This is a genomic window from Streptomyces sp. Edi4, assembly GCF_040253615.1.
Taxonomy (GTDB): Bacteria; Actinomycetota; Actinomycetes; order Streptomycetales; family Streptomycetaceae; genus Streptomyces.
Genome location: NZ_JBEJGY010000004.1, coordinates 5,915,269 through 5,938,927 on the forward strand (window position 1 = coordinate 5,915,269; position 23,659 = coordinate 5,938,927).

General features: G+C 70.8%; 28 protein-coding genes. 21 read left to right on the top strand and 7 right to left on the bottom strand.

The window, feature by feature from the left end:
- Positions 1–77: 77 nt before the first annotated feature.
- The 4 genes from leuC (at position 78) to ABR738_RS28985 (ending at position 3,372) form a co-directional block, all read left to right on the top strand.
- Complete coding sequence (gene leuC, locus ABR738_RS28970; protein ID WP_350232884.1) at positions 78–1,502, top strand: 3-isopropylmalate dehydratase large subunit; 1,425 nt, start codon at positions 78–80, stop codon at positions 1,500–1,502.
- A 5-nt stretch (positions 1,503–1,507) separates the two neighbouring features.
- The gene (leuD, locus tag ABR738_RS28975; protein WP_350232885.1) at positions 1,508–2,101 is read left to right on the top strand and encodes a 3-isopropylmalate dehydratase small subunit; all 594 of its coding nucleotides are present in this window, start codon (positions 1,508–1,510) and stop codon (positions 2,099–2,101) included.
- A gap of 239 nt (positions 2,102–2,340) precedes the next feature.
- Positions 2,341–2,568, top strand: coding sequence for an SCO5555 family protein (locus ABR738_RS28980; RefSeq protein WP_350232886.1), 228 nt, complete (start codon positions 2,341–2,343; stop codon positions 2,566–2,568).
- A 144-nt stretch (positions 2,569–2,712) separates the two neighbouring features.
- The gene (locus tag ABR738_RS28985; RefSeq protein ID WP_350232887.1) at positions 2,713–3,372 is read left to right on the top strand and encodes an HU family DNA-binding protein; all 660 of its coding nucleotides are present in this window, start codon (positions 2,713–2,715) and stop codon (positions 3,370–3,372) included.
- A 92-nt stretch (positions 3,373–3,464) separates the two neighbouring features.
- On the opposite strand, the gene ABR738_RS28990 is transcribed toward ABR738_RS28985, so the two are convergent.
- Positions 3,465–3,677: a hypothetical protein gene (locus tag ABR738_RS28990; RefSeq protein ID WP_350232888.1), complete on the bottom strand. Its 213-nt coding sequence runs from the start codon at positions 3,675–3,677 to the stop codon at positions 3,465–3,467.
- Positions 3,678–3,686: 9 nt separating this feature from the next.
- On the bottom strand, positions 3,687–4,304 hold the full coding sequence (gene cofC, locus ABR738_RS28995) for a 2-phospho-L-lactate guanylyltransferase (protein WP_350234786.1): 618 nt from the start codon (positions 4,302–4,304) through the stop codon (positions 3,687–3,689).
- 252 nt (positions 4,305–4,556) lie between these two features.
- On the opposite strand from cofC, the gene ABR738_RS29000 reads away from it, so the two are divergent.
- The 3 genes from ABR738_RS29000 to ABR738_RS29010 are packed head-to-tail and all read left to right on the top strand — an operon-like array spanning position 4,557 to position 7,534.
- Positions 4,557–5,309 (top strand): lysophospholipid acyltransferase family protein, encoded by a 753-nt coding sequence (locus tag ABR738_RS29000; protein ID WP_350232889.1) that lies wholly within the window; start codon positions 4,557–4,559, stop codon positions 5,307–5,309.
- The gene (locus ABR738_RS29005; protein ID WP_350232890.1) at positions 5,306–6,319 is read left to right on the top strand and encodes an NAD(P)H-dependent glycerol-3-phosphate dehydrogenase; all 1,014 of its coding nucleotides are present in this window, start codon (positions 5,306–5,308) and stop codon (positions 6,317–6,319) included. Before ABR738_RS29000 ends, ABR738_RS29005 begins: the two co-directional genes overlap by 4 nt.
- A 57-nt stretch (positions 6,320–6,376) precedes the next feature.
- Positions 6,377–7,534, top strand: a complete 1,158-nt coding sequence (locus tag ABR738_RS29010; protein ID WP_350232891.1) for a D-alanine--D-alanine ligase family protein — start codon at positions 6,377–6,379, stop codon at positions 7,532–7,534.
- A 21-nt stretch (positions 7,535–7,555) separates the two neighbouring features.
- Here the strand turns inward: ABR738_RS29010 and ABR738_RS29015 are convergent, their stop codons facing one another.
- Both ABR738_RS29015 and ABR738_RS29020 read right to left on the bottom strand, forming a co-directional pair.
- Entirely contained in the window at positions 7,556–8,041 is a 486-nt protein-coding gene (locus ABR738_RS29015; RefSeq protein ID WP_350232892.1) for a DUF3515 family protein, read from the bottom strand.
- A 20-nt stretch (positions 8,042–8,061) separates the two neighbouring features.
- Positions 8,062–8,295 (bottom strand): Lrp/AsnC family transcriptional regulator, encoded by a 234-nt coding sequence (locus ABR738_RS29020; protein WP_350232893.1) that lies wholly within the window; start codon positions 8,293–8,295, stop codon positions 8,062–8,064.
- Between the two features lie 223 nt (positions 8,296–8,518).
- Here ABR738_RS29020 and ABR738_RS29025 point away from each other — a divergent pair, with 223 nt between their 5' ends.
- Together ABR738_RS29025 and thiD are read left to right on the top strand one after the other, a co-directional pair.
- A complete protein-coding gene (locus tag ABR738_RS29025) occupies positions 8,519–9,484 on the top strand; it encodes a thiamine-phosphate kinase (RefSeq protein ID WP_350232894.1) in 966 nt (321 codons plus the stop codon).
- Entirely contained in the window at positions 9,481–10,263 is a 783-nt protein-coding gene (thiD, locus tag ABR738_RS29030) for a bifunctional hydroxymethylpyrimidine kinase/phosphomethylpyrimidine kinase (RefSeq protein ID WP_350232895.1), read from the top strand. The genes ABR738_RS29025 and thiD overlap by 4 nt, the downstream gene beginning before the upstream one ends.
- Positions 10,264–10,392: 129 nt before the next feature.
- On the opposite strand, the gene rpmB is transcribed toward thiD, so the two are convergent.
- Positions 10,393–10,578, bottom strand: a complete 186-nt coding sequence (gene rpmB, locus ABR738_RS29035; protein ID WP_003957616.1) for a 50S ribosomal protein L28 — start codon at positions 10,576–10,578, stop codon at positions 10,393–10,395.
- Positions 10,579–10,865: 287 nt separating this feature from the next.
- Here rpmB and ABR738_RS29040 point away from each other — a divergent pair, with 287 nt between their 5' ends.
- The 9 genes from ABR738_RS29040 to mutM all read left to right on the top strand — a co-directional run bounded on the left by ABR738_RS29040 (position 10,866) and on the right by mutM (position 20,087).
- On the top strand, positions 10,866–12,470 hold the full coding sequence (locus ABR738_RS29040; RefSeq protein ID WP_350232896.1) for a DAK2 domain-containing protein: 1,605 nt from the start codon (positions 10,866–10,868) through the stop codon (positions 12,468–12,470).
- 120 nt (positions 12,471–12,590) lie between these two features.
- Positions 12,591–14,813: an ATP-dependent DNA helicase RecG gene (gene recG / locus ABR738_RS29045; RefSeq protein ID WP_350232897.1), complete on the top strand. Its 2,223-nt coding sequence runs from the start codon at positions 12,591–12,593 to the stop codon at positions 14,811–14,813.
- A gap of 77 nt (positions 14,814–14,890) precedes the next feature.
- The gene (gene rsmD, locus ABR738_RS29050; RefSeq protein ID WP_350232898.1) at positions 14,891–15,487 is read left to right on the top strand and encodes a 16S rRNA (guanine(966)-N(2))-methyltransferase RsmD; all 597 of its coding nucleotides are present in this window, start codon (positions 14,891–14,893) and stop codon (positions 15,485–15,487) included.
- A gap of 26 nt (positions 15,488–15,513) precedes the next feature.
- Positions 15,514–15,993 (top strand): pantetheine-phosphate adenylyltransferase, encoded by a 480-nt coding sequence (gene coaD, locus ABR738_RS29055; RefSeq protein ID WP_350234788.1) that lies wholly within the window; start codon positions 15,514–15,516, stop codon positions 15,991–15,993.
- Positions 15,994–16,101: 108 nt separating this feature from the next.
- Positions 16,102–17,253, top strand: coding sequence for a cell division initiation protein (locus ABR738_RS29060; RefSeq protein WP_350232899.1), 1,152 nt, complete (start codon positions 16,102–16,104; stop codon positions 17,251–17,253).
- Between the two features lie 175 nt (positions 17,254–17,428).
- On the top strand, positions 17,429–18,076 hold the full coding sequence (locus tag ABR738_RS29065; protein ID WP_350234790.1) for a YceD family protein: 648 nt from the start codon (positions 17,429–17,431) through the stop codon (positions 18,074–18,076).
- 2 nt (positions 18,077–18,078) lie between these two features.
- Positions 18,079–18,252: a 50S ribosomal protein L32 gene (gene rpmF, locus ABR738_RS29070; protein ID WP_007493396.1), complete on the top strand. Its 174-nt coding sequence runs from the start codon at positions 18,079–18,081 to the stop codon at positions 18,250–18,252.
- Between the two features lie 19 nt (positions 18,253–18,271).
- A complete protein-coding gene (gene rnc / locus ABR738_RS29075) occupies positions 18,272–19,081 on the top strand; it encodes a ribonuclease III (RefSeq protein WP_350232900.1) in 810 nt (269 codons plus the stop codon).
- 136 nt (positions 19,082–19,217) lie between these two features.
- Positions 19,218–20,087, top strand: a complete 870-nt coding sequence (mutM, locus tag ABR738_RS29080) for a bifunctional DNA-formamidopyrimidine glycosylase/DNA-(apurinic or apyrimidinic site) lyase (RefSeq protein ID WP_350232901.1) — start codon at positions 19,218–19,220, stop codon at positions 20,085–20,087.
- Here mutM and ABR738_RS29085 read toward each other — a convergent pair.
- Positions 20,060–20,494 (bottom strand): winged helix-turn-helix transcriptional regulator, encoded by a 435-nt coding sequence (locus tag ABR738_RS29085; protein WP_350232902.1) that lies wholly within the window; start codon positions 20,492–20,494, stop codon positions 20,060–20,062. The two genes, mutM and ABR738_RS29085, sit on opposite strands and share 28 nt — an antisense overlap.
- A 156-nt stretch (positions 20,495–20,650) precedes the next feature.
- Here ABR738_RS29085 and ABR738_RS29090 point away from each other — a divergent pair, with 156 nt between their 5' ends.
- Complete coding sequence (locus tag ABR738_RS29090) at positions 20,651–21,241, top strand: flavodoxin family protein (protein ID WP_350232903.1); 591 nt, start codon at positions 20,651–20,653, stop codon at positions 21,239–21,241.
- 104 nt (positions 21,242–21,345) lie between these two features.
- On the opposite strand, the gene ABR738_RS29095 is transcribed toward ABR738_RS29090, so the two are convergent.
- On the bottom strand, positions 21,346–22,386 hold the full coding sequence (locus tag ABR738_RS29095) for a CAP domain-containing protein (protein ID WP_350232904.1): 1,041 nt from the start codon (positions 22,384–22,386) through the stop codon (positions 21,346–21,348).
- 194 nt (positions 22,387–22,580) lie between these two features.
- Here ABR738_RS29095 and ABR738_RS29100 point away from each other — a divergent pair, with 194 nt between their 5' ends.
- Together ABR738_RS29100 and ABR738_RS29105 are read left to right on the top strand one after the other, a co-directional pair.
- Complete coding sequence (locus tag ABR738_RS29100) at positions 22,581–22,874, top strand: acylphosphatase (RefSeq protein WP_350232905.1); 294 nt, start codon at positions 22,581–22,583, stop codon at positions 22,872–22,874.
- 390 nt (positions 22,875–23,264) lie between these two features.
- Positions 23,265–23,483, top strand: coding sequence for a hypothetical protein (locus ABR738_RS29105; RefSeq protein WP_350232906.1), 219 nt, complete (start codon positions 23,265–23,267; stop codon positions 23,481–23,483).
- Positions 23,484–23,659 lie beyond the last annotated feature (176 nt).

Below are 23,659 nucleotides of genomic sequence, written 5' to 3' on the forward strand. Positions count from 1 at the left end.
TTGTCCGAGGTGTGCGGTACGGACGGGGTAATCGATCTCTATTAGTGCCGGCGACGACGCCGGGCGGAGGGAAGGCGATGGCCAGGACACTCGCGGAGAAGGTCTGGGACGACCATGTCGTCAGGCGCGCCGAGGGCGAGCCGGACCTGCTCTTCATCGATCTGCACCTGCTGCACGAGGTGACCAGCCCGCAGGCCTTCGACGGGCTGCGCAAGAACGGCCGCCGGGTGCGGCGCCTCGATCTCACCATCGCCACCGAGGACCACAACACCCCCACCCTCGACATCGACAAGCCGATCGCGGACCCGGTCTCCCGGATCCAGCTGGAGACGCTGCGCAAGAACTGCGCCGAGTTCGGGGTGCGTCTGCACCCGCTCGGCGATGTCGAGCAGGGCGTTGTCCACGTGGTGGGGCCGCAGCTGGGACTGACCCAGCCCGGCACCACCGTGGTCTGCGGCGACTCGCACACCTCCACCCACGGCGCCTTCGGCGCGCTGGCGTTCGGCATCGGCACCAGCCAGGTCGAGCACGTGCTGGCCACCCAGACGCTGCCGCTGGCCCCGTTCAAGACGATGGCCATCACGGTCGACGGCGAACTGCCCGACGGCGTCACCGCCAAGGACCTCATCCTCGCCATCATCGCGAGGATCGGCACCGGCGGCGGCCAGGGCTACGTCCTGGAGTACCGCGGCTCCGCCATCGAGAAGCTGTCGATGGAAGCCCGCATGACCATCTGCAACATGTCGATCGAGGCCGGCGCCCGCGCGGGCATGATCGCCCCCGACGAGACCACCTTCGACTACCTGAAGGGGCGGCCGCACGCCCCCGAGGGCGAGGACTGGGACGCGGCGGTCGCGTACTGGAAGACCCTGAAGACGGACGAGGGCGCGGTCTTCGACGCCGAGGTCGTCATCAAGGCCGACGAACTCGCCCCGTTCGTCACCTGGGGCACCAACCCCGGCCAGGGCGCGCCCCTGTCCGCCAACGTCCCCGACCCGGCTTCGTACGAGGACGCTTCGGAGCGCCTGGCGGCCGAAAAGGCCCTGGAATACATGGGGTTGACCGCCGGGCAGCCGCTGCGCGAGATCGGTGTCGACACCGTCTTCGTAGGTTCGTGCACCAACGGCCGCATCGAGGACCTGCGCAACGCGGCGGCCGTCATCGAGGGCCGCAAAGTCGCCGACGGCGTACGGATGCTGGTCGTCCCGGGCTCCGTGCGCGTCGCGCTCCAGGCCATGGACGAGGGTCTGGACAAGGTGTTCACGGCCGCCGGCGCCGAATGGCGGCACGCGGGCTGCTCGATGTGCCTGGGCATGAACCCCGACCAGCTGGCCCCCGGCGAGCGCTCCGCCTCCACCTCCAACCGCAACTTCGAGGGCCGGCAGGGCAAGGGCGGCCGCACCCACCTGGTTTCGCCCCAGGTCGCCGCCGCCACCGCGGTCCTGGGCCATCTGGGCTCGCCCGCCGACCTGTCCGACGTCCGCATCCCCGTGGAGGCCTGAGAACCATGGAAGCTTTCACCACGCACACCGGCCGGGCCGTGCCACTGCGCCGCTCCAACGTCGACACCGACCAGATCATCCCGGCCCACTGGCTGAAGAAGGTCACCCGCGACGGCTTCGAGGACGGGCTCTTCGAGGCCTGGCGCAAGGACGCGGAGTTCATTCTGAACAAGCCCGAGCGCGCGGGCGCCACGGTTTTGGTGGCGGGCCCCGACTTCGGCACCGGCTCCTCGCGCGAGCACGCCGTGTGGGCGCTCCAGAACTACGGCTTCAAAACCGTCATCTCCTCCCGCTTCGCCGACATCTTCCGCGGCAACTCGCTGAAGAACGGACTGCTCACCGTTGTTCTGGACCAGCCGACGGTCGACGCCCTGTTGGCTCTGACCGAACGTGACCCGAGCGCCGAAATCACCGTTGACCTGCGGGATCGCCAGGTTCGCGCGGAAGGCGTCACGGCCGGGTTCGAACTCGACGAGAACGCCCGCTGGCGGCTCCTGAACGGCCTGGACGACATCTCGATCACGCTCCAGAACGAGCCCGACATCGCCGCCTACGAGGCCCGCCGGCCCGCCTTCAAGCCGAGCACGATCCAGGCCTGATCCGCCTATTGACCCCCCTTCGGCTGCATCGCGCCCCCTGATTTCCGGACCGGTTTCCGGGCAGGGGGCGCGTCGCGTTTTGGGTAACAGGGGTGACGTCAACTAGCCTTGCGGCCAGGGCGGATGGCCGGATACCCGCTTGCGCGACCGAAGGATCGTACGGAAGCGCAGAAGTCGCTGGATTCGCTCAGTTGCCCCCGCCGGAGGTGACAACTCGCCTCAGATGGCACAATCGACGCATGGAACGCGACAGCCAACTCGAGCTCTACAGGCTGATGGCGGACCAACTCAAAGAAGCGCACACAAGGGTGCGTGAACTGCAAGTCCCGGAGGGCGTACGGATGGCGCTGTCCCGGAAGCTGCTGGTCATAACAGCGGCTGCCAAACACGATCTCGCCGATGCGGCAAGACGTCTGGACCGGTTGATGAAGGACCTCGACGAGGGCCGATTCCCCGAAGGCGACTGAGCCGTAAGGAACTCGGCGAGAGCCGACTTCGTTGCGGCACTAGGGTGATTAGCCCGTTTCGTGTTTGATTTGCGGTATATATCTGCCTAACGTGCGAAAAGGCCTGGGCGCTTTCGCTCAGGCAATGTCTCCGAAGGGGAAGACGTGAACAAGGCGCAGCTCGTAGAAGCGATTGCCGACAAGGTCGGCGGCCGTCAGCAGGCCGCGGACGCGGTGGACGCGGTGCTGGACGCGATCGTCCGTGCGGTCGTCGCCGGCGACCGCGTCTCGGTCACCGGTTTCGGCTCGTTCGAGAAGGTCGACCGCCCGGCCCGGTACGCCCGCAACCCGCAGACGGGTGAGCGCGTACGGGTCAAGAAGACCTCGGTGCCGCGCTTCCGTGCGGGCCAGGGCTTCAAGGACCTCGTCGCGGGCTCCAAGAAGCTCCCGAAGAACGACGTGGCCGTCAAGAAGGCGCCCAAGGGCAGCCTCTCGGGTGGTACTTCCACCCGCAGCACGGTCAAGAAGGCCGCGGCCAAGAAGGCCACCACCGCCAAGAAGGCCACGGCGAAGAAGGCCACGCCCGCCAAGACCACCGCGGCCAAGACCACGGCGGCCAAGAAGACCACCGCGAAGAAGGCCACCGCCAAGACGGCGACGGCCACGGCCAAGAAGGCGGCCCCGGCCAAGAAGGCCACCACCGCCAAGAAGGCCACGGCGAAGAAGACCGCGCCGGCCAAGAAGGCCGTCGCCAAGAAGGCGCCCGCGAAGAAGACCACGGCGCGCAAGACCACCGCCAAGAAGACGACCGCTCGCAAGAAGTAGTCACCAGCGGCAAGGCTCAAGCGCCGGGCCGGGCTCCCCTCGGGGAGACCCGGCCCGCGGCCGTTTCGGGCCGCGAAAGGCGGCGGGAAGCCTCAGAACGTCTGCAACGTCACCAAGGTGACGCGCGGCGCCGCGCCCGCCCTCTCCGACACCTCGGTCTCGATCCGGACCCGCTGGCCGGGCCGCAGCAGCCGCAGACCCCCCGCGTCGAAGGCCGGGGCCCCGAATTCCACCGGGGTGCCGTCGTCGAGCAGCACGCTGCCGCTGCGGGTTACGGGGTCGTATGTGTACGCGGTCGCCTGCATACCCGCAGCCTAATGCCCCGGTACGACATCGAGGGCGCCGCGCAGGGCGGCGGTGGCCGGGCCGGCTCCCAGGGACAGCGCGGCCCGCAGATCCGCGCCCGTATCCACGTCCCGGCGCACCGAATCCACGCCGTCGAGCAGGATTTCCACGGCTCCCGAGGCGGCGTGCGCGGCCCGTGAGCGGCCGCCGAATACCGGATTCAAATCGGTGCCCGGAAGAGCGGAAAGGAAAGTCGTCCCGATCCCGGCCGCGTCGGCGAGAAAAGCGCGCGGAAAGGCGGCCGCCGCGGCCAGCACGCGGCCCAGTTCGGCGGCGCGCAGCGCGGGCAGGTCCGCGTTGAGGGCGGCCACCGCGAGCGCCGCCTGGCACGAGCGCACCCGGCACGCCCCGTGCGCGAGCGCCGCGTTGAGGCCGGCGGCGGGGGAGTCGGGCACGACGCGGGCGCCGAGCGCGGCAAGCTCCGCGCCGGCCAGCGGATCGTCCGTGACGACCGCCACATCGCGTACGGCCGGGCAGTCCAGGGCGGCGGCCACGGTGTCCAGGGCGAACGCCAGGGCGAACCGCGGCCGCAGCTCGTCGCCGACGGCCGCCGTCAGCCTGCTCTTGGCCAGCGCCAAGGGCTTCAGCGGAACGACGAGGGACCAGCGCGCGGCTGAGGCGGTGTTCGTGGCGTCCCCTCCCTGCGGGCCCCGTCCCGGCCCGTCCGGACGGCGGCGGGCTTCATTGTCACCCGCCCGGCGGGTCGCTGTCCGTACCGGGGCGTACGGTGTTCTCGACAGACCAGGGGCCTGGGGCGACACTTGCCCCGGCAGCCAAGCAGGGTCCGTTCCCCCAGGGCTCACAAAGGCCTGGCAGGGCCCACAGAGGAAGGTGTCCGAGTGTCCCGCCGCAGAATCGGCTTCTGGTACCGCCTGGCGGCGGTCATCGCAAAACCGCCGCTGGTCGTTCTGTTCAAGCGGGACTGGCGGGGAATGGAGAACATTCCTTCCGACGGCGGATTCATCACCGCCATCAATCACAACTCGTATCTGGACATGTTCTCCTACGGGCATTTCCAATACAACACGGGCCGGGTGCCCCGATTCCTGGCGAAGGCCGCGCTTTTCAAGGCCCCCGGCGTCGGGATCCTGCTGCGCGGCACGGGCCAGATTCCCGTATACCGCGAGTCCACCACCGCCGTCGGCGCCTTCCGCGCCGCCGTGGACGCGGTGGAGCGCGGTGAATGCGTGGCCTTCTACCCCGAAGGCACCCTCACCCGCGACCCGGGCCAGTGGCCGATGACCGCGAAGACCGGGGTGGCGCGCGCCGCCCTGATGACGCGGGCACCCGTCATCCCCGTCGCCCAGTGGGGCGCCAACCTGGCGATGCCGCCGTACGCCAAGGAGAAGAAGGTCCGCTTCTTCCCGCGCAAGACGCTCCAGGTGAAGGCCGGTCCGCCGGTCGACCTCGACCGGTTCTACGACAAGGAGCCGACGCCGGAGGTCCTGAGAGAGGTGACCGAGACCATCATGGCCGCGATCACCTCGATCCTGGAGGAACTGCGGGGCGAGAAGGCCCCGGACAAGCCCTACGATCTGCGCGAAGTCCGCGCGCGCCAGCGCCGCGAGGCCGCCCGGGAGGACACCAAGTGACGCACGGCACCCCCAAGGCAGCGGTGTACGGAACGGGTTCGTGGGGCACGGCGTTCGCCATGGTCCTGGCCGACGCGGGCTGCGACGTGACGCTCTGGGCCCGCCGCCCCGACATCGTCGAAGCGGTCAACTCCACCCGCGTCAACCCCGACTACCTGCCCGGCATCGAACTCCCCGCGTCCGTACGGGCCACCACCGACCCGGCGGAGGCCGCGGCCGGCGCCGACTTCACGGTCCTGGCCATCCCCTCGCAGACGCTGCGCGACAACCTCGCCGCGTGGGCGCCCCTGCTGGCGCCCGACACCGTCCTCGTCTCCCTGATGAAGGGCGTCGAACTCGGCACCGCCAAGCGGATGAGCGAGGTCATCGCCGAGGTCGCCAAGGTCGCCGACGACCGCGTCGCCGTGGTCACCGGACCCAACCTGGCCAAGGAGATCGCGGGACGGATGCCGGCCGCGGCCGTCGTGGCCTGCCGCGACGAGGCCGTCGCCCAGCGCCTCCAGGCCGCCTGCCACACCCCGTACTTCCGTCCGTACACCAACACCGACGTCGTCGGCTGCGAACTGGGCGGCGCCGTCAAGAACGTCATCGGCCTCGCGGTCGGCATCGCCGACGGCATGGGGCTCGGCGACAACGCCAAGGGCTCGCTCATCACGCGCGGTCTCGCCGAAACCACGCGCCTGGGCCTGGCGATGGGCGCCGACCCGCTGACGTTCTCCGGGCTCGCGGGCCTCGGCGACCTGGTGGCGACCTGCTCATCGCCGCTCTCGCGCAACCACACCTTCGGCACCAACCTCGGCAAGGGCATGACGCTCCAGGAGACCATCGCGGTCACCCGGCAGACCGCCGAAGGCGTCAAGTCCTGTGAATCCGTGCTGGATCTGGCTCGCAGACACGCGGTGGACATGCCCATCACGGAGACCGTCGTCGGCATCGTCCACGAGGGCAAGCCGCCGGTCGTCGCCCTCAAGGAGCTCATGTCACGCAGCGCCAAGGCCGAACGGCGCTGAGCGCGCCGGGCCCGCGGCAGTGGCCGCGGGCCGTCGAACGGGTACCCTCAACGCGATATGAGCAGCGAGAACCTCCCCCAGAGCCCTGACAAGCAGCTCCGCAAGCCGCGGGTGGCCGTGGTGTTCGGCGGCCGCAGTTCGGAACACGGCATCTCGGTCGTCACCGCAGGCGCGGTGCTGCGTGCCATCGACCGCACGAAGTACGACGTGCTGCCCATCGGCATCACGACGGACGGCCGCTGGGCGCTGACCGCCGACGAACCGGAGCGGATGGCGATCAGCGACCGGCGCACCCCCAGCGTCGAGGAGCTCGCCGAGTCGCCCGAGGGCGCCGTGGTGCTCCCCGTGGACCCCTCCAGCCGCGAAGTCGTCTACACCGAGCCCGGCATGGTGCCCAAGGCCCTGGGCGACGTCGACGTCGTCTTCCCGATGCTGCACGGCCCCTACGGCGAGGACGGCACCCTCCAGGGCCTCCTGGAGCTCTCCGGCATCCCCTACGTCGGCGCGGGCGTACTCGCCTCGGCCGTCGGCCAGGACAAGGAGTACATGAAGCGCGTCTTCACCTCCTTCGGGCTGCCCGTCGGGCCCTACCTGGTGGTACGGCCGCGCGAGTGGGAGCAGGACGAGAAGGGCGCCCGCAAGCGCATCGCCGACTTCGCCGGCGAGCACGGCTGGCCGCTGTTCATCAAGCCGGCGCGGGCCGGGTCCTCGTTCGGCATCACCAAGGTGGACTCCTTCGAGGGCCTGGACGAGGCCATCGCCGAAGCCCGCCGCCACGACCCCAAGTTCCTCGTGGAGTCGCTGCTGCGCGGCCGCGAGATCGAGTGCGGCGTCCTTGAGTTCGAGGACGGGCCCCGGGCGAGCGTGCCGGCCGAGATCCCGCCGGTGACCGCCCACGACTTCTACGACTTCGAGGCCAAGTACATCGACTCGGCGGCCGGCATCGTGCCCGCGCCGATCGGCGAGGAGGCCACCGCCGAGGTGCGGCGCCTGGCCGTCGAGGCGTTCGAGGCCGCGTCCTGCGAGGGCCTGGTCCGCGCGGACTTCTTCCTCCAGGACAACGGCGAGTTCGTCATCAACGAGATCAACACGATGCCGGGCTTCACCCCGATCTCGATGTACCCCCGGATGTGGCAGGAGAGCGGTGTGGAGTACGCCGACCTGGTCGACGCGCTCATCCAGGCCGCGCTGCGCCGCTCCACGGGCCTGCGCTAGCCGCCGCGCGGACGACACGGCCTAGGGCACGACGAGCGTCCTGGGGATCGCCTTGGTGACCGGAGCGCCGAACGGCTGGAGCACCGAGGCGTCGTGCTCGTAGCGCGTCCCCGCCAGCAGCTCGACATAGGGCTCGCGGTACTGCGTGATGAAGCGCGGCCCCTGGGAACGGGACTGCACGGTCCACGAGACCCCCTCCACCTCGACCCCCGGATACTTCGGATCCGCCACCTCGTCGGGCCGGGGGATCCCGCAGCGCAGTACGATCGCGGCGTCCCCGTTCCCCCACCGGGCCGTCAGCGGCGAGTCCGGGGCGGGATCGTGCCGCTTCTGCCCGGCCACGGTGTCGGGCAGAAGCTTGTCGAGGGCCGCGCAGGCGGCCGCCTCCTTCGCCGAAGGGGAGGGGAGCGCCACCCTGGCGGTGGCGTCGGACGAAGAACAGCCCGCGACCGCCAGGACGGCGGCCACGGGCAGGACGAGCAGCGGCCGGCGGCGAGAAGAAGTCACCGGCCCAGGGTAAGCGGGGGCTACAGATGGACGACCGGGCAGGTCAGGGTGCGGGTGATGCCGTCCACCTGCTGGACCTTGGCGACCACCATGCGGCCGAGTTCGTCGACCGTATCGGCCTGCGCCCGCACGATCACGTCGTAGGGACCGGTCACGTCTTCGGCCTGGATCACTCCCGCGAGCTGTGCGATGGCCTCGGCGACTGTCGACGCCTTGCCCACTTCGGTCTGAATGAGGATGTACGCCTGTACCACGGAACCTCCAGGGCGGCCACGAGGATCATGTGGGGGAGAGAAAGAGACGCCACGGTACCGCGTCGCCCCGCGCGACGGGGAGACCCGCGCGACCGGCTGCTCGCGCCGAGAGGCGAGGGCGGCCATGAAGTTGACGTATGTGTTGACGGTACCCACCCCCCAGACCGCTCGCGACCGCGCGCGCACGGGGCCGACGGGGTACGACGATGAGAGGTGGGACACGGTGAAAGGCACTGTGGGCGAGTTGGGGGAGTTCGGGCTCATCAGGGAGCTGACCTCCCGGCTCACCTCCACCCCCGCGGTCCGGCTGGGGCCCGGCGACGACGCCGCGGTCGTGACCGCGCCCGACCGCAGGGTGGTCGCCAGCACGGACGTCCTCCTTGAGGGACGCCACTTCCGGCGCGACTGGTCGACGGCGTACGACGTCGGGCGCAAGGCCGCCGCGCAGAACCTGGCCGACATCGCCGCCATGGGCGCGGTGCCCACGGCGGTGCTGCTCGGGCTCGTCGTGCCGGCCGAACTGCCGGTCACCTGGCCCACCGAGCTGATGGACGGCATCCGCGACGAGTGCCAGGTCGCGGGGGCGGCCGTGGTCGGCGGTGACGTGGTGCGCGGGGACACCATCACCGTCGCCATCACCGCGCTGGGTGATCTGCGCAACCACGAACCGGTGACCCGGGCCGGAGCGCAGCCCGGCGACGTCGTCGCCGTGACGGGCTGGCTCGGCTGGTCGGCCGCCGGCTACGCGGTGCTCTCGCGCGGCTTCCGCTCGCCGCGCGCCTTCGTCGAGGCCCACCGGCGCCCCGAACCCCCCTATCACGCGGGCCCCGCGGCGGCCGGTCTCGGCGCCACCGCGATGACCGACGTCAGCGACGGCCTGGTCGCCGACCTCGGACACATCGCCGAGTCCAGCAAGGTCCGCATCGACCTGCGCTCCGGCCTCATCGACATCCCGACACAGATGAGCGACATCGGCCAGGCCGTCGGCGTGGACCCGCTCCAGTGGGTGCTCACCGGCGGCGAGGACCACGCGATCGTGGCGACCTTCCCGCCGGACGTGAAGCTGCCGGCCCGCTGGAGGGTGATCGGCGAGGTCCTGAACCCCTCCGCGCTGCCCACCGTCACCGTGGACGGCGCGCCCTGGACCAGCAAGGGCGGCTGGGACCACTTCGGGGACGATCCCGCGTGATCCCCCGTGTGCTGACCGTCGCCGGGTCCGACTCCGGCGGCGGCGCCGGCATCCAGGCCGACCTCAAGACGATGCTGGCGCTCGGCGCGCACGGCATGAGCGTGATCACCGCCGTCACCGCGCAGAACTCGCTGGGCGTCAAGGGCGCGTGGGAGCTTCCGGTTCAGGCGGTGCGGGCGCAGTACCGGGCCGTCGTGGACGACATCGGCGTCCAGGCCGTGAAGACCGGCATGCTCTCCTCGGCCGCGCTCGTCGAGGCCGTCGCCGACCTGCTCGCCACCACCGAGGCGCCGGTCGTCGTGGACCCGGTGGGCGTCTCCAAACACGGCGATCCGCTGCTCGCCGCCGAAGCCCTCGACTCCGTACGCACCCGCCTCCTGCCGGCCGCGACGGTCGCCACGCCCAATCTGGACGAGGTGGCGCAGCTCACAGGCGTACGCGTCGAGGACGAGGACGGGATGCGGCGGGCGGCCGGGGCGGTCCTGGAGTTCGGGCCGCGCTGGGCGCTGATCAAGGGCGGGCACTTCCCCGGTGACGCGCTCGACCTGCTGAGCGACGGCCACGAGGAACACTGGCTGCGCGCACCGCGCCTGGACAACCGGCACACCCACGGCACGGGCTGCACGCTCGCCTCCGCCATCGCCTGCGGCCTCGCCCAGGGGCTCGCGGTCCCGGAGGCGGTGAACGCGGCCAAGGAGTACGTGACGGGCGCGATCCGCGCGGGCTTCGCGCTCGGCGCCGGGATCGGCCCGGTCGACCACGGGTGGCGCCTCAAGTGACGCACGCGCCGCGCCCGGGGCCGGGGCGCGGTCCCGCCGCCCGCGAACGGGCACGGCAAAAAGCCGGCCCACCGAGGTGGACCGGCTTTTCAAGGCAACCGCAGGGCTGCGCTACGACAGACGTCGCAATTAGCGCGAGACCTTGCCGGCCTTGATGCACGAGGTGCAGACGTTGAGCCGCTTCGGCGTCCGACCGACCACGGCACGCACACGCTGGATGTTCGGGTTCCAGCGACGAGACGTACGGCGGTGCGAGTGCGAAATGTTGTTGCCGAAGCCCGGCCCCTTGCCGCAGACGTCGCAGTTGGCAGCCACGGGTCACTCCAAAAGCTTCAGATGCATCTAAATGCACTTACAGTGAAAACCGGCGCACCGGAATCAGAGATCTGAAGTGGCTTGCCGGGGGGAATCGGCCCGACTCTCGCCGGGCAACCGAAGCAGCATACAACGCCTGCTCCCGAGATACGAAACTACCACGATCGCGGCCGCCCCCCGGCCCGGCCCCCGGCCCGCACCGGGTCTACCCTGCGGGTTCGGCCGAGTCCCGCACATCCGGGCGCCCCGGTCGCGTTCCGCCGCCGCCCGCCAAGGAGGACCACCAGGTGCCGCAGACCCTCGATGCCGTCGCGGTACGCGGCTGGTGCGCGCTCTGCCTGGACGCGCTGGGCCGGGACCGCGAGGCGATCGACGCGATCAACGTGTATCCGGTCGCGGACGGGGACACCGGCACCAACCTCTATCTGACGATGGAGTCCGCGGCGCAGGCCGTCGAGGCCGTCTTCGCCGCCTACCCCGAGCCGCCCGTGTACGCCGGGGTCCCGGACCTCGCCGATGTCGTACGGGCCATGGCGCACGGCGCGCTGATCGGCGCCCGGGGCAACTCCGGAACCATCCTCGCCCAGCTCCTGCGCGGCATGGCGGACGTGCTCCAGGACGGCGGGGGCCTGGCCTCGGCGCTCGCCAGGGCGGCCTCCGCCGCCTATCTGGCGGTCGCCCACCCCGTCGAGGGGACCGTCCTGACGGTCGCCGCCGCCGCCGCCGAGGCGGCGAGGAGCGCGGGCACCGCCCCGGCCGAGGTGGCCCAGGCCGCCTACGCGGGCGCCCGCGACGCCCTGGACGCCACGCCCTCCCAGCTCGCCGCCCTCGGACGCGCGGGCGTCGTGGACGCGGGCGGGCGCGGTCTGGTCACGGTGCTCGGGGCGCTCGTCCAGGCGCTGTCCGGCGAGGTGCCCGCGGCCCGCAGGGAAGCGCCCGTGCCGGTGCCGATGGACGACTGTCCGGCGCAGGCGCAGGCGGCGGGCCCCGCCTTCGAGGTGATCTATCTCCTGGAGGCCGACGACGCGGCCGTCGACCGGCTGCGTGCCCGGCTCGACCGGCTCGGCGAATCCCTCGTCGTGGTCGGCGGCGACGGGCTGTGGAACGTCCATGTGCACGTCGACGACGCGGGCGCCGCCGTGGAGGCCGGGGTCGAGGCCGGCCGGCCGCACCGGATCCGGATCACGCACTTCGAGCAGCGGGCGCTTCCCGAACCGCCCAGGGAACAGGTCCAGCGGGCCGTGGTCGCGGTCGTGCCAGGCGAGGGCCTGGCCGGGCTCTGCGCGCGGGCGGGCGCCCTGGCCGTGCTCGCCCGGCCAGGTGAGCCACCGGCCAGCGGGGAACTCGTCGAGGCGATCCGTCGCGCGCACGCCCGCGAGGTCGTACTGCTGCCCAACGACGCCGAACTGCGCCACACCGCGGCGGCCGCCGTCGAACAGGCCAGGGCCGAAGGCATCCGGGTCGCGCTCATCCCGACCCGGGCCGCCGTCCAGGGCATCGCGGCGCTCGCCGTGCACGCGCCCGAGCGGCGCTTCGACGAGGACGTGGTCGCGATGACGTCCGCCGCCGGCGCCACCCGCCACGCCGAACTGGCCGTCGCCGAACGGCAGTCGTGGACGATGGCCGGCGTCTGCCAGGCCGGCGACGTGCTCGGCCTCATCGACGGGGACGTGGTGGTCATCGGCCAGGACCTGTCCGCCACCGCCCGCACCGTCCTGGACCGGATGCTGGCGGCGGGCGGCGAACTGGTCACCCTGATCGTGTCCGCCGACGCGCCGGCCGGCCTCGCCGACCAGCTCGAAACCCATGTCGGCAAGGCCCACTTGGCGGTCGACACCGTCGTCTACGAGGGCGGCCGCCAAGGGGTGCCGCTGCTGATCGGCGTGGAGTAGGAACCCGCAGTGGGCACCTCGCGGCCGAGGCCGCGCGGCCGGCCCCGCGACGCGGGGCGCGTTGAGCCATTGCCCCAGGCCTTGGCGGGTCGTGGCCGGCTGTCAGTGCCGTGGTGTGCAATGGAACGCGTGCCCGCGCTCGAAGAACCCCTGAAGAAGCTGCTCGGCGGACCCACCGCGAAGGTGATGGCCGAGCACCTCGACCTGCACACGGTCGGCGATCTGCTGCACCACTACCCGCGGCGGTACGAGGAGCGGGGGCAGCTCACCAAGCTGGCCGAGCTGCCCCTCGACGAGGACGTCACGGTGGTGGCCCAGGTCGCCGATGCCCGGGTGCACACCTTCAACCACGGGCGCGGCCAGCGCCTGGAGATCACCATCACCGACGGCAGCGGCCGCCTCCAGCTGGTGTTCTTCGGGCGCGGCATCCACAAGCCCCACAAGGAACTGCTGCCCGGCAGCCGGGCGATGTTCGCCGGCAAGGTGTCGATGTTCAACCGGCGCATGCAGCTCGCCCACCCCACCTACGCGAAGCTGGCCGCGGACGCGGCCGACGGGGCGGAGGACGGAGTGGACATCGCCTCCTGGGCCGGCGCCCTCATCCCGATCTACCCGGCCTGCAAGGGGCTGGAGTCCTGGAAGATCGCCAAGGCCGTCGACGCGGTCCTGCCGAGCGCCCAGGAGGCCGTGGACCCGCTGCCCGAGTCCCTGCGCGAAGGGCGCGGCTTCGTGTCGCTCCCGGAGGCCCTGCTCAAGGTCCACCGCCCGCATACCAGGGCCGACATCGAGGACGCGCGCGAGCGCCTGAAGTGGGACGAGGCCTTCGTCCTCCAAGTGGCGCTCGCCCGCCGCCGCCACGCGGAGGGGCAGCTCCCCGCGGCGGCGCGGCGGCCGGTCCCCGGCGGCCTGCTCGACGCCTTCGACGCCAAGCTGCCCTTCACCCTCACCGAGGGCCAGGAGAAGGTGTCCCGGGAGATCTTCGACGACCTGGCGACCGAGCACCCCATGCACCGGCTGCTCCAGGGAGAGGTCGGCAGCGGAAAGACGATGGTCGCGCTGCGCGCCATGCTCGCCGTCGTCGACGCGGGCGGGCAGGCCGCGATGCTGGCGCCCACCGAGGTCCTGGCCCAGCAGCATCACCGTTCCATCACCGAGATGATGGGCGAGCTCGCCGAGGGCGGAATGCTCGGCGGCGCCGAACTGGGCACCAAGGTGGTGCTGCTCACCGGATCCATGGGGATGCCCGCGCGGCGCCAGGCCCTGCTCGACCTGGTCACCGGAGAGGCCGGCCTGGTGATCGGCACCCACGCCCTGATCGAGGACAAGGTGCAGTTCCACGATCTGGGCCTGGTCGTCGTCGACGAGCAGCACCGCTTCGGCGTCGAGCAGCGCGACGCCCTGCGCGGCAAGGGCAAGCAGCCCCCGCACCTGCTCGTCATGACCGCCACCCCCATCCCGCGCACGGTCGCCATGACGGTCTTCGGCGACCTGGAGACCTCCGTCCTGGACCAGCTGCCCGCGGGCCGCTCGCCCATCGCGAGCCATGTCGTCCCCGCGCAGGACAAGCCGCACTTCCTGGCCCGCGCCTGGGAGCGGGTGCGCGAGGAGGTCGACAAGGGCCACCAGGCGTACGTGGTGTGCCCGCGCATCGGCGACTCGGCCGACGAGGAGGACGCCAAGTCCGCCAAGGGCAAGAAGAAGGCGGAGGAGGCCGAGACCGCCGACAAGCGGCCGCCGCTGGCCGTGATCGAGATCGCCGAGCAGTTGGCCAACGGCCCGCTCAAGGGGCTGCGGACGGAGATCCTGCACGGCCGGATGCAGCCGGACGACAAGGACGACGTGATGCGCCGCTTCAGCGCGGGCGAGGTGGACGTCCTGGTCGCCACCACCGTCATCGAGGTCGGGGTGAACGTGCCGAACGCCACCGCGATGGTGATCATGGACGCCGACCGCTTCGGCGTCTCCCAGCTCCACCAGCTGCGCGGCCGGGTGGGCCGTGGCTCCGCGCCGGGCCTGTGCCTGCTGGTCACCGACATGCCGGAGGCGAGCCCGGCCCGGGCCAGGCTGGGCGCCGTGGCCTCCACACTCGACGGCTTCGAGCTGTCCCGCATCGACCTCGAACAGCGCCGCGAGGGCGATGTGCTCGGCCAGGCCCAGTCCGGTGTGCGCTCCTCGCTGCGGATGCTCACCGTCATCGAGGACGAGGAGATCATCGCCGCCGCCCGCGAAGAGGCCGTCACAGTGGTCGCCGCCGACCCCGCCCTTGCCGGGCTCCCGGCGCTGCGCACGGCCCTGGACGCGCTCCTGGACAAGGACCGCGAGCAGTATCTCGACAAGGGCTGAGACACTGGGGGCGCGCACACCCGGCGCATGAACGCTCGTGAACCTCGTGAACCTCACGGATACGGACAAGGACTGAGATGACCCGCGTGATCGCCGGCCAGGCCGGAGGCCGCCGCCTGGCCGTACCGCCGGGCACCGGCACCCGCCCCACATCCGACCGGGCGCGCGAAGGCCTCTTCTCCACCTGGGAGGCGCTGCTCGGCACGCTCGACGGCATCCGGATCGCCGATCTGTACGCGGGCTCGGGCGCCGTGGGCCTGGAGGCGCTTTCGCGGGGCGCCGCCCATGCCCTGCTGGTCGAGGCCGACGGCCGCGCCGCGCGCACCGTCCGTGACAATGTGGCCGCCCTGGGCCTCCCCGGCGCCGAGGTGCGTACCGGCAAAGCGGAACAGATCGTCACAGGCCCGGCGCCCGCCGACCCCTACGACGTGGTCTTCCTCGACCCTCCGTACGCGGTCACTGATGACGATCTTCGGGAGATCCTGCTCACACTCCGCCGAGGGGGCTGGCTCGCGGAGGACTGTCTCGTCACCGTGGAGCGCAGCACCAGAGGCGGGGAATTCGGCTGGCCCGAAGGATTCGAAGCGCTGCGGGCCCGTCGTTACGGCGAAGGCACGCTTTGGTACGGTCGCGCCGCCTCCACGTGCGAAAACGCACCGAGGCACACCCCATGACCGGACCGGAGAGCGAGGGACAACAGATGCGCCGCGCCGTCTGTCCCGGGTCCTTTGACCCCATCACCAACGGACACCTCGACATCATCGCCCGCGCCTCCCGCCTGTACGACGTCGTACATGTCGCGGTGATGATCAATCAGTCGAAGCAGGGCCTGTTCACCGTGGAGGAGCGGATCGAGATGATCCGCGAGGTGACGTCCGACCTCGGCAACGTGCAGGTCGAGTCCTTCCACGGCCTGCTCGTCGACTTCTGCAAGCAGCGGGACATCCCCGCGATCGTGAAGGGCCTGCGCGCCGTCAGCGACTTCGACTACGAGTTGCAGATGGCGCAGATGAACAACGGCCTCTCGGGCGTCGAGACGCTGTTCGTGCCGACCAACCCGACCTACAGCTTCCTGTCGTCCTCCTTGGTCAAGGAGGTCGCCACCTGGGGCGGAGACGTCTCCCACCTGCTGCCGGCCACCGTCCACGCGGCCCTGGTGGCGCGGCTCGGCGAAAAGTGAGCCGGGCGCCGCTCCGCTGACAGTGCGTCACCCGGTGTCGGGCGGGCGCCGACTGGCCTTACAGTCGTCCCGTCCGTCTCCAATCCGTTAGAAGAGTGGCGATCACCGGTGGACGTGCAGAAGAAGCTCGACGAGATCGTAGGGGTGGTCGGCAGCGCCCGTTCCATGCCCATGTCGGCCTCGTGCGTGGTCAACCGTGCCGAGCTCCTGGCGATGCTGGAGGAGGTGCGCCAGGCGCTGCCCGGCTCGCTCGCCCAGGCCCAGGAGCTGATCGGCGGCCGCGAGCAGATGGTCGAGCAGGCGCGCCAGGAGGCCGAGCGGATCATCGAGTCCGCGCACGCCCAGCGCGGCACCCTGATCTCCGACACCGCCGTGGCCCGCCAGTCCCAGGACGAGGCGGACCGGATCCTGAACGAGGCCCGCAGGGAGGCCGAGGAGATCCGCGCCGAGGCCGACGACTACGTCGACTCCAAGCTCGCCAACTTCGAGGTCGTCCTCACCAAGACCATCGGCTCGGTCGACCGGGGCCGCGAGAAGCTGCTCGGCCGGGGCCCCGGCCTCGACGACCAGGGCCACCCCGACGAGGACGCCCCCGAGTACAGCGCCGACCCCCAGACGCTCATCCACCGGGCCGACGCGTATGTCGACGCCAAGCTCGGCGCCTTCGAGGCGGTGCTCGCCAAGACCCTCGAAGCGGTCGGCCGGGGCCGCCTCAAACTGCACGGCAGGACCGCGTCCGACGACCTCGCCGACCACATGGCCGCCCAGGACGCGGCAGGGGACCCGCGCCTGCACACCAGCGACGCCGACTATCTGGCGGGCCTGGCCGAACTGGCCCAGCCCGAGCCGGCCGCGGCGGCCCACCGGCCCGAACCGCACCCGGCCGAACCGCACCCGGCCGAACCGCACCCGGCCGAACCGCACCTGGCCGAGGCACACGCGGCCGAGACGCACGCGCACATCCCGGCGCAGCAGCAGCCGGTGTACGACCCCTACGGTTACCAGCAGCCCCAGCAGGACCCCTACGGCTATCAGCACCAGGGCCAGCAGGATCAGTACGCGCAGTACGGATACGTCCAGCAGGACCCGTACGCCTACGACCAGGGTCAGCAGCACTACGCGCCGCCCCAGCCGCAGCATCAGCCGCACCACCAGCCTCAGCAGGCCGCGCTCGACGAGACCAGTCTCTTCGACACCGGCATGATCGATCTGGACCAGCTGCGGGCCTACGAACAGGGCCACGGGCAGCACCGCCCCTAGGGTCGCGCGTCCGTATCCCGCCGGGCCGGGGGGACGAAGAGGGCCGGATTGGGTCTATGGCGGCCGGTCCAGTATCCTGGCTGTTCGGTCGCGCGTACGTCCGCGATCCAAGCTGCCCGATTCGCCCAGCGAAGCCGGTGGCAGCCACTCCACGACCTCGAAAGCAGGAAGAGCCCTGAGCACGCGCCTCGACCACCGCAATCCCCTCGTGTTCGACACACACGAGCTGGGACGGCGTCCCGGTGCGCTCCAGCGGCTCTCCCGCACCGTGGAGGCCCCCCAGGACCTCGGGATCCCCGAGGTCATCCACGTGCCGCAGGGCCGGCCCGTGGACATCGAGCTCCGTCTCGAGTCGGTCATGGAAGGGGTGCTTGTCACAGGCACCGCCCGTGCGTCGGCCGAGGGGGAGTGCGTAAGGTGTCTGGAGCCGCTTCAGCAGGACGTTGAAGTGGACTTCCAGGAAATGTTCTCGTACCCCGACACCGACGACCGGGGCCGCCGCAAGGCAGCCGCGGACGACGATGCCGAGGACGACGAGGACATGATTCCGCTCGAGGACGGCATGTTCGACCTCGAGCCCTTGCTGCGTGACGCGGTGGTGCTCGCACTGCCGATGCAGCCGGTGTGCCGGGAGGACTGCCCGGGGCTCTGTTCCACTTGCGGAGCGAGCCTGGCGGACGACCCGGACCACCACCATGACGCCGTCGACATTCGTTGGGCGGCATTGCAGGGACTCGCCGGGACCATCCAGGACGGCGAGAAGGACAACATGAGCGGCACTGCGTCTGACGTGCAGGATGCCGCCGAGAAGCAGGAGAAGTAGCCGTGGCTGTTCCGAAGCGGAAGATGTCGCGCAGCAACACGCGCCACCGCCGGTCGCAGTGGAAGGCTGCGGTCCCCACCCTGGTTGCGTGCGAGCGCTGCCATGAGCCGAAGCTCCAGCACATCGCGTGCCCGAGCTGCGGCACCTACAACAAGCGCCAGGTCCTCGAGGTCTGAGCGGCTGGTGAGAGGCCCGATGTCTGAGTCCAACGCCAAAAAGGCGGACAACAACACGGCCTCGTCCCACACGCTTCTGGAAGGGCGGCTCGGGTATCAGCTCGAGTCCGCCCTTCTGGTGCGTGCGCTCACCCACCGTTCGTACGCGTACGAGAACGGCGGTCTGCCGACCAACGAGCGGCTCGAGTTCCTTGGGGACTCGGTGCTCGGTCTGGTCGTCACCGACACGCTGTATCGCACCCACCCCGACCTTCCGGAAGGCCAGCTGGCCAAACTCCGGGCCGCGGTGGTCAACTCTCGTGCACTCGCGGAGGTGGGCCGAGGGCTCGAACTGGGCTCCTTCATCCGGCTCGGCCGGGGCGAAGAGGGCACGGGGGGCCGGGACAAGGCATCCATCCTCGCCGACACCCTGGAAGCGGTGATCGGCGCGGTCTATCTCGACCAGGGTCTTGAGGCGGCGTCCGCGCTCGTCCACAAGCTGTTCGACCCCCTGATCGAGAAGTCCTCGAATCTCGGGGCCGGCCTGGACTGGAAGACCAGTCTCCAGGAGCTGACGGCGGCCGAAGGGCTCGGCGTTCCCGAGTACCTGGTCTCCGAAACCGGTCCTGACCACGAGAAGACCTTCACTGCTGCCGCCCGCGTCGGTGGTGTCTCGTACGGCACCGGCACCGGCCGCAGCAAGAAGGAAGCGGAGCAGCAGGCCGCCGAGTCGGCCTGGCGGTCCATCAGGGCCGACGCCGACGAGCGGGCCAAGGCGGTGGCCGAGGCCCCCGTCGCCGCGGCCGACGGCGGGGCGACGGCTCCCGTCGCCAAGGGTCCGGCCCTCTGAGCCCCTTCCTTCCAGGCCCCCGTCCTGCGCACCTCGGTGCGCGGCGGGGGTTTCGTGTGTCCGCCCCGCCCGGGCGCACCGGGCCCGACCAGGGCCCCCGCGACCTGGCGCGCGCCCCCGGGGGTAATCTGCGCGCATGCCTGAGCTGCCTGAAGTCGAAGTGGTCCGGCGCGGACTCGAGCGGTGGGTGGCGGGGCGCACCGTGACGGACGTCGAGGTGCTGCACCCGCGCGCCGTACGCCGCCACCCGGCCGGGGGCGACGACTTCGCGGCGCGCCTGAAGGGCCACCGGATCGGCGTCGCGCGCCGGCGCGGCAAGTACCTGTGGCTGCCGCTCGCGGACACCGACGCGTCCGTGCTCGGACACCTCGGAATGAGCGGGCAGTTGCTCGTGCAGCCGCAGGACGCCCCCGACGAGAAGCACCTGCGGATCCGGATCAGGTTCCAGGACGAGCTGGGCACCGAACTGCGCTTCGTCGACCAGCGCACCTTCGGCGGGCTCTCGCTGCACGACACCGCGGCCAACAGCTCGGACGGCCTTCCCGACGTCATCGCGCACATCGCCCGCGACCCGCTGGACCCGGAGTTCGACGACGAGGCGTTCTTCGTGGCCCTGCGCCTGAAGCGCACCACGGTCAAACGCGCACTGCTCGATCAAACGCTCATCAGCGGCGTCGGCAACATCTACGCCGACGAAGCGCTCTGGCGCGCCCGGCTGCACTACAACCGTCCGACCGCGACCCTCAACCGGCCCAAGGCGGCCGAACTCCTGGGCCACGCGCGTGAGGTGATGAACGCGGCGCTCGCCGTGGGCGGCACCAGCTTCGACAGCCTCTACGTCAACGTCAACGGCGAGTCGGGCTACTTCGACCGCTCCCTGGACGCCTACGGACGTGAGGGCGAGCCGTGCAGGCGCTGCGGAACGGCGATGCGCAGGCGGGCCTGGATGAACCGGTCGAGCTACTACTGCCCCAAGTGTCAGCGCGCCCCGCGCGCCGCGTCGTAACTCTCCTGCGCCTTGAGCACCGCCGGCATCCGGTCCTCCACGAAGTGGATGAGAAAGAGCAGCCGCTCGGCCACCTCACGGCCCAGCTCGCTCAGCTCGTAGTCGACCCGGGGCGGATTGGTGGGCTGCGCCTCGCGCAGGACGAGCCCGTCGCGCTCCAGGGAGTGCAGCGTCTGCGAGAGCATCTTCTCGCTCACCCCGTCGACCCTGCGGCGCAGCTCGTTGAAGCGGGCGCCGCCCTCGTACAGCGCGCCCAGAGTGAGGCTGCCCCAGCGCCCCGTGACGTTCTCCAGGGTGCGCCGGGACGGGCAGGACTTGGCGAACACGTTGAAGGGCAGATCGGCGTCGGCCCCGGCCTCTGCGCACGGCCCTGCGGCGTCCAGGACGCCCGCGGAAGTCTCATCCATACCCCCACGATACGCCCACACAGCGCCTGCTCCCAGGTTGCGCTAACTGAAAGTTAGTGCTTACCTAAGTGCAGCGCCGCAGCGGGCAGCCGCAGCGGAACCGGCCCCGGCCGTCGCGCGCCCGCCGCCTTTCCACGCCCTTGAGGGGATTTCGCCGTGATCACTCCTGTCGTCTCGATCGCCTACCACTCCGGATACGGCCACACCGCCGTCCTCGCCGAAGCCGTCGGCAGCGCCGCCGCCGAGGCGGGCGCCACCGTCCACGTCATCAAGGTCGACACGCTCACGGATGCCGAGTGGGCCCTGCTCGACGCCTCCGACGCGATCATCTTCGGCTCGCCCACCTACATGGGCACCGCGTCCGGCGCGTTCCACCAGTTCGCCGAGGCCACCTCCAAGCGCTGGTTCACCGACGCCTGGCAGGACAAGCTCGCCGCGGGCTTCACCAACTCCGGCTCCAAGAGCGGTGACAAGGGCCACACCCTTCAGTTCTTCCAGACCCTCGCAGGCCAGCACGGCATGCACTGGGTGAACCTGGGCCTCAAGCCCGGCTGGAACTCCTCCGCCGGCTCCGAATACGACCTCAACCGGCTCGGCTTCTTCGCCGGGGCCGGCGCCCAGACCAACTCCGACCAGGGCCCCGAAGCCGTGCACAAGGCCGATGTGGCGACCGCCGAGCACCTGGGCCGCCGCGTCACCGAGACCGCTCGCGTCTTCCTCGCGGGCAAGGCGGCCATCGGCGCCTGACGCGCCCCGGCGCGAGATCGAATGTCGCGCATCGGCACATACGAAAGGGCTCTCTCCGTTCGAAACGGAGAGAGCCCTTTCGTGCGCTTACGAACGAATTCCGTTCACACGCTCACGAATGCGCGATGCCAAGAACAGGACGCGCGGACGGCTGTCCCGCACAGATCCCGGCACCCGATCAAAAACCGAAGTCCTGGGTTCCACCAAGGACCGCCCGGGCCGAAGTGCACTCCGACGCCGAGGGACTTGTACGAGCAGTTGAGAATGTTCGCGCGATGGTCCGGGCTGTTCATCCAGGCGTCCATGACGGCCCTGGCGTCCGCCTGGCCACGGGCTATGTTCTCGCCGCCCAGACTCGGGACGCCGGCTTTGGCGGCGCGGTCCCAGGGCGACCTGCCGTCCGGGTCGGTGTGGTCGAAGAAACCGCGCGCCGCCATGTCGTCGCTGAAGGCGGTGGCCAGCGCGCCAAGGGCGGGGTCAGCCGACACGGGGCTGCAACCCGCCATCGTGCGCTGCTGATTGACCAGCGACATCACGGACGCCGCGGCCGACACTTCGGCGCTGGGCACCTGAGCACTCGGCGTCTGGGAACGCCCCGAGGGGACGGCGTTCCGCTCGGGGGCCGAGGGGGCGGCCGGCTTCGGGGCCGCGGGCGCCGGAGCCTTGGACTTCTCGCGCGGCGCGGGCGCGGAGGCGGGCGCCGAGGAGGGCTTTGACGCCGGAGTCGACGGCGTGGCCGAGGCGCTGGAAGAACTGGGGGAGGGGGCGGAAGGGGGTGCGGGGGCAGAGGGAGTGGCGGCAGAGGGCGACGGCGCGTGCGTGGCCGGCCCCGTCGGCGTGGGGGCGGCGCCAGTGGGCTTGTCCGACTCACCGCCCTGAGGGCGCACATTGGGCGTGGCGCTCACGCTGACCTGGCCGCCGGAGGCGATGTCGCCGCTCACCCGGTACGTACCGCCGCCGGGCAGCAGCCCCGAGCTGACGGCCACGGCGCCCACGGCCACCGCGGCGGAGACGCCGAGCAGCCCGGTGCGCACGGGCGTGATCATCCGCTTCTTCCGGCGCGATCCGCCCGTGGGCCTGCGCTCCGTGCCCGCCGCGCCGTCGGCGGGCGCGGGAGCGGCGGCGGAGCGACGATGGCGTCCCATCTGCTGTGCCTTCCTCAATGCCGTTTCCGTGTGCCGTGCGCAATACCTGGCCGCAGGGCACAGGAGCCGCGACCGGCCCGGAATGATCAAATGGGCACTAACCCATACGGGTGAGCCTCATTGCGTCGCGACTGTACGCCATGACGCATGGGGGCGAAGTGCCGCGTGGGCAATTGGCCCGTTAGCGTGCACGTATGAACGAAGATGCGCACGACGAAGTTCGACTTACGGCCTGGGTGCGCGGGCGAGTACAGCAAGTCGGTTTCCGGTGGTTCACCAGGGCGAACGCATTGGAGATCGGGGGGCTCAACGGGTTCGCCCTCAATCTGGAGGACGGCCGCGTCCAGGTCGTCGCCGAGGGGCCGCGTGAGAATTGCCACCGTCTCCTGGAGTGGCTGCGGTCCGACGACACACCGGGCCGGGTCGACGGTGTGACCGAGATCTGGGACACAGTGCGCGGCGGCTACGACGGCTTCGCCATCCGCTGAGCGCCGTGAGCCATCCCGAGCGGCCCCGGCCGTGGTGACCGCCCGCATTCGGCTCGCAACCCCGCGCTGACCTCGAACGATCTGCCTGTTGCCAACGGGCGCCCGGCGTGGAAAGCTGCGGAGTCAAGGAAGATCTCAGTGCCCCCAGGGTCCCCGACGAGCTCCGAGAAGAGGCAGCGCCGCGTGCTGAGCGGCCGCGTGCCCCCGGATTGCCCGTGGATACGGGGCGTGATCGTGTTGACCGTCAAACTTTTTGGTGAGACTCTGGAAGCCCCGCGCACCTTAGCTGTTTGGCATGAAGAACCGCAGTCAAGTCCAAGCACCGCGGGTGCGATTCCCTCACGACCCACACCGCATCGGTCGGTCACTCAGTGTGGAGGACCATCCATCATGGCAAAGGCGCTTCTCGGTTACGTCGGCGGTTCCGACCCGCGACTCCTCGCCGAGATGCGACGGCTCCAGCAGCGCGTCCAGGACCTCGAGTCCGAGCTGAACCGGATTCAGTCCGAGAACGACGCGCTGTCGGCTGCCGCCGCCTCGCACCGCGGAGATTCGCTGCTCGAAGGCATCGACATCGACGTCCCGCAGGCGGAGCCCGCACTCACCTGATCTTGGGGTGAGAGAGGATTCCGTCCCTCTCGTCGAGATCGAGAGATCCGCAACACCTGCAATATATTGCAAGGGACGCTTCGGCGTCCCTTCTTCTTTCCGGCCGCCCCCGGCGGACCGGCCGCCTTTCTCGTCCGCTCTGATCTGCCCGGGACCTTCCTGCGCGAAACCGCCGG

What these genes read in the sequence shown, in the direction of transcription:
- leuC (WP_350232884.1), top strand. Translation starts at nt 78, where the DNA reads ATGGCCAGGACACTCGCGGAGAAGGTCTGGGACGACCATGTCGTCAGG.
- leuD (WP_350232885.1), top strand. Translation starts at nt 1,508, where the DNA reads ATGGAAGCTTTCACCACGCACACCGGCCGGGCCGTGCCACTGCGCCGC.
- ABR738_RS28980 (WP_350232886.1), top strand. Translation starts at nt 2,341, where the DNA reads ATGGAACGCGACAGCCAACTCGAGCTCTACAGGCTGATGGCGGACCAA.
- ABR738_RS28990 (WP_350232888.1), bottom strand. Translation starts at nt 3,677, where the DNA reads ATGCAGGCGACCGCGTACACATACGACCCCGTAACCCGCAGCGGCAGC.
- ABR738_RS29010 (WP_350232891.1), top strand. Translation starts at nt 6,377, where the DNA reads ATGAGCAGCGAGAACCTCCCCCAGAGCCCTGACAAGCAGCTCCGCAAG.
- recG (WP_350232897.1), top strand. Translation starts at nt 12,591, where the DNA reads ATGGAACGCGTGCCCGCGCTCGAAGAACCCCTGAAGAAGCTGCTCGGC.
- rsmD (WP_350232898.1), top strand. Translation starts at nt 14,891, where the DNA reads ATGACCCGCGTGATCGCCGGCCAGGCCGGAGGCCGCCGCCTGGCCGTA.
- coaD (WP_350234788.1), top strand. Translation starts at nt 15,514, where the DNA reads ATGCGCCGCGCCGTCTGTCCCGGGTCCTTTGACCCCATCACCAACGGA.
- rnc (WP_350232900.1), top strand. Translation starts at nt 18,272, where the DNA reads ATGTCTGAGTCCAACGCCAAAAAGGCGGACAACAACACGGCCTCGTCC.
- mutM (WP_350232901.1), top strand. Translation starts at nt 19,218, where the DNA reads ATGCCTGAGCTGCCTGAAGTCGAAGTGGTCCGGCGCGGACTCGAGCGG.
- ABR738_RS29085 (WP_350232902.1), bottom strand. Translation starts at nt 20,494, where the DNA reads ATGGATGAGACTTCCGCGGGCGTCCTGGACGCCGCAGGGCCGTGCGCA.
- ABR738_RS29095 (WP_350232904.1), bottom strand. Translation starts at nt 22,386, where the DNA reads ATGGGACGCCATCGTCGCTCCGCCGCCGCTCCCGCGCCCGCCGACGGC.
- ABR738_RS29100 (WP_350232905.1), top strand. Translation starts at nt 22,581, where the DNA reads ATGAACGAAGATGCGCACGACGAAGTTCGACTTACGGCCTGGGTGCGC.
- ABR738_RS29105 (WP_350232906.1), top strand. Translation starts at nt 23,265, where the DNA reads ATGGCAAAGGCGCTTCTCGGTTACGTCGGCGGTTCCGACCCGCGACTC.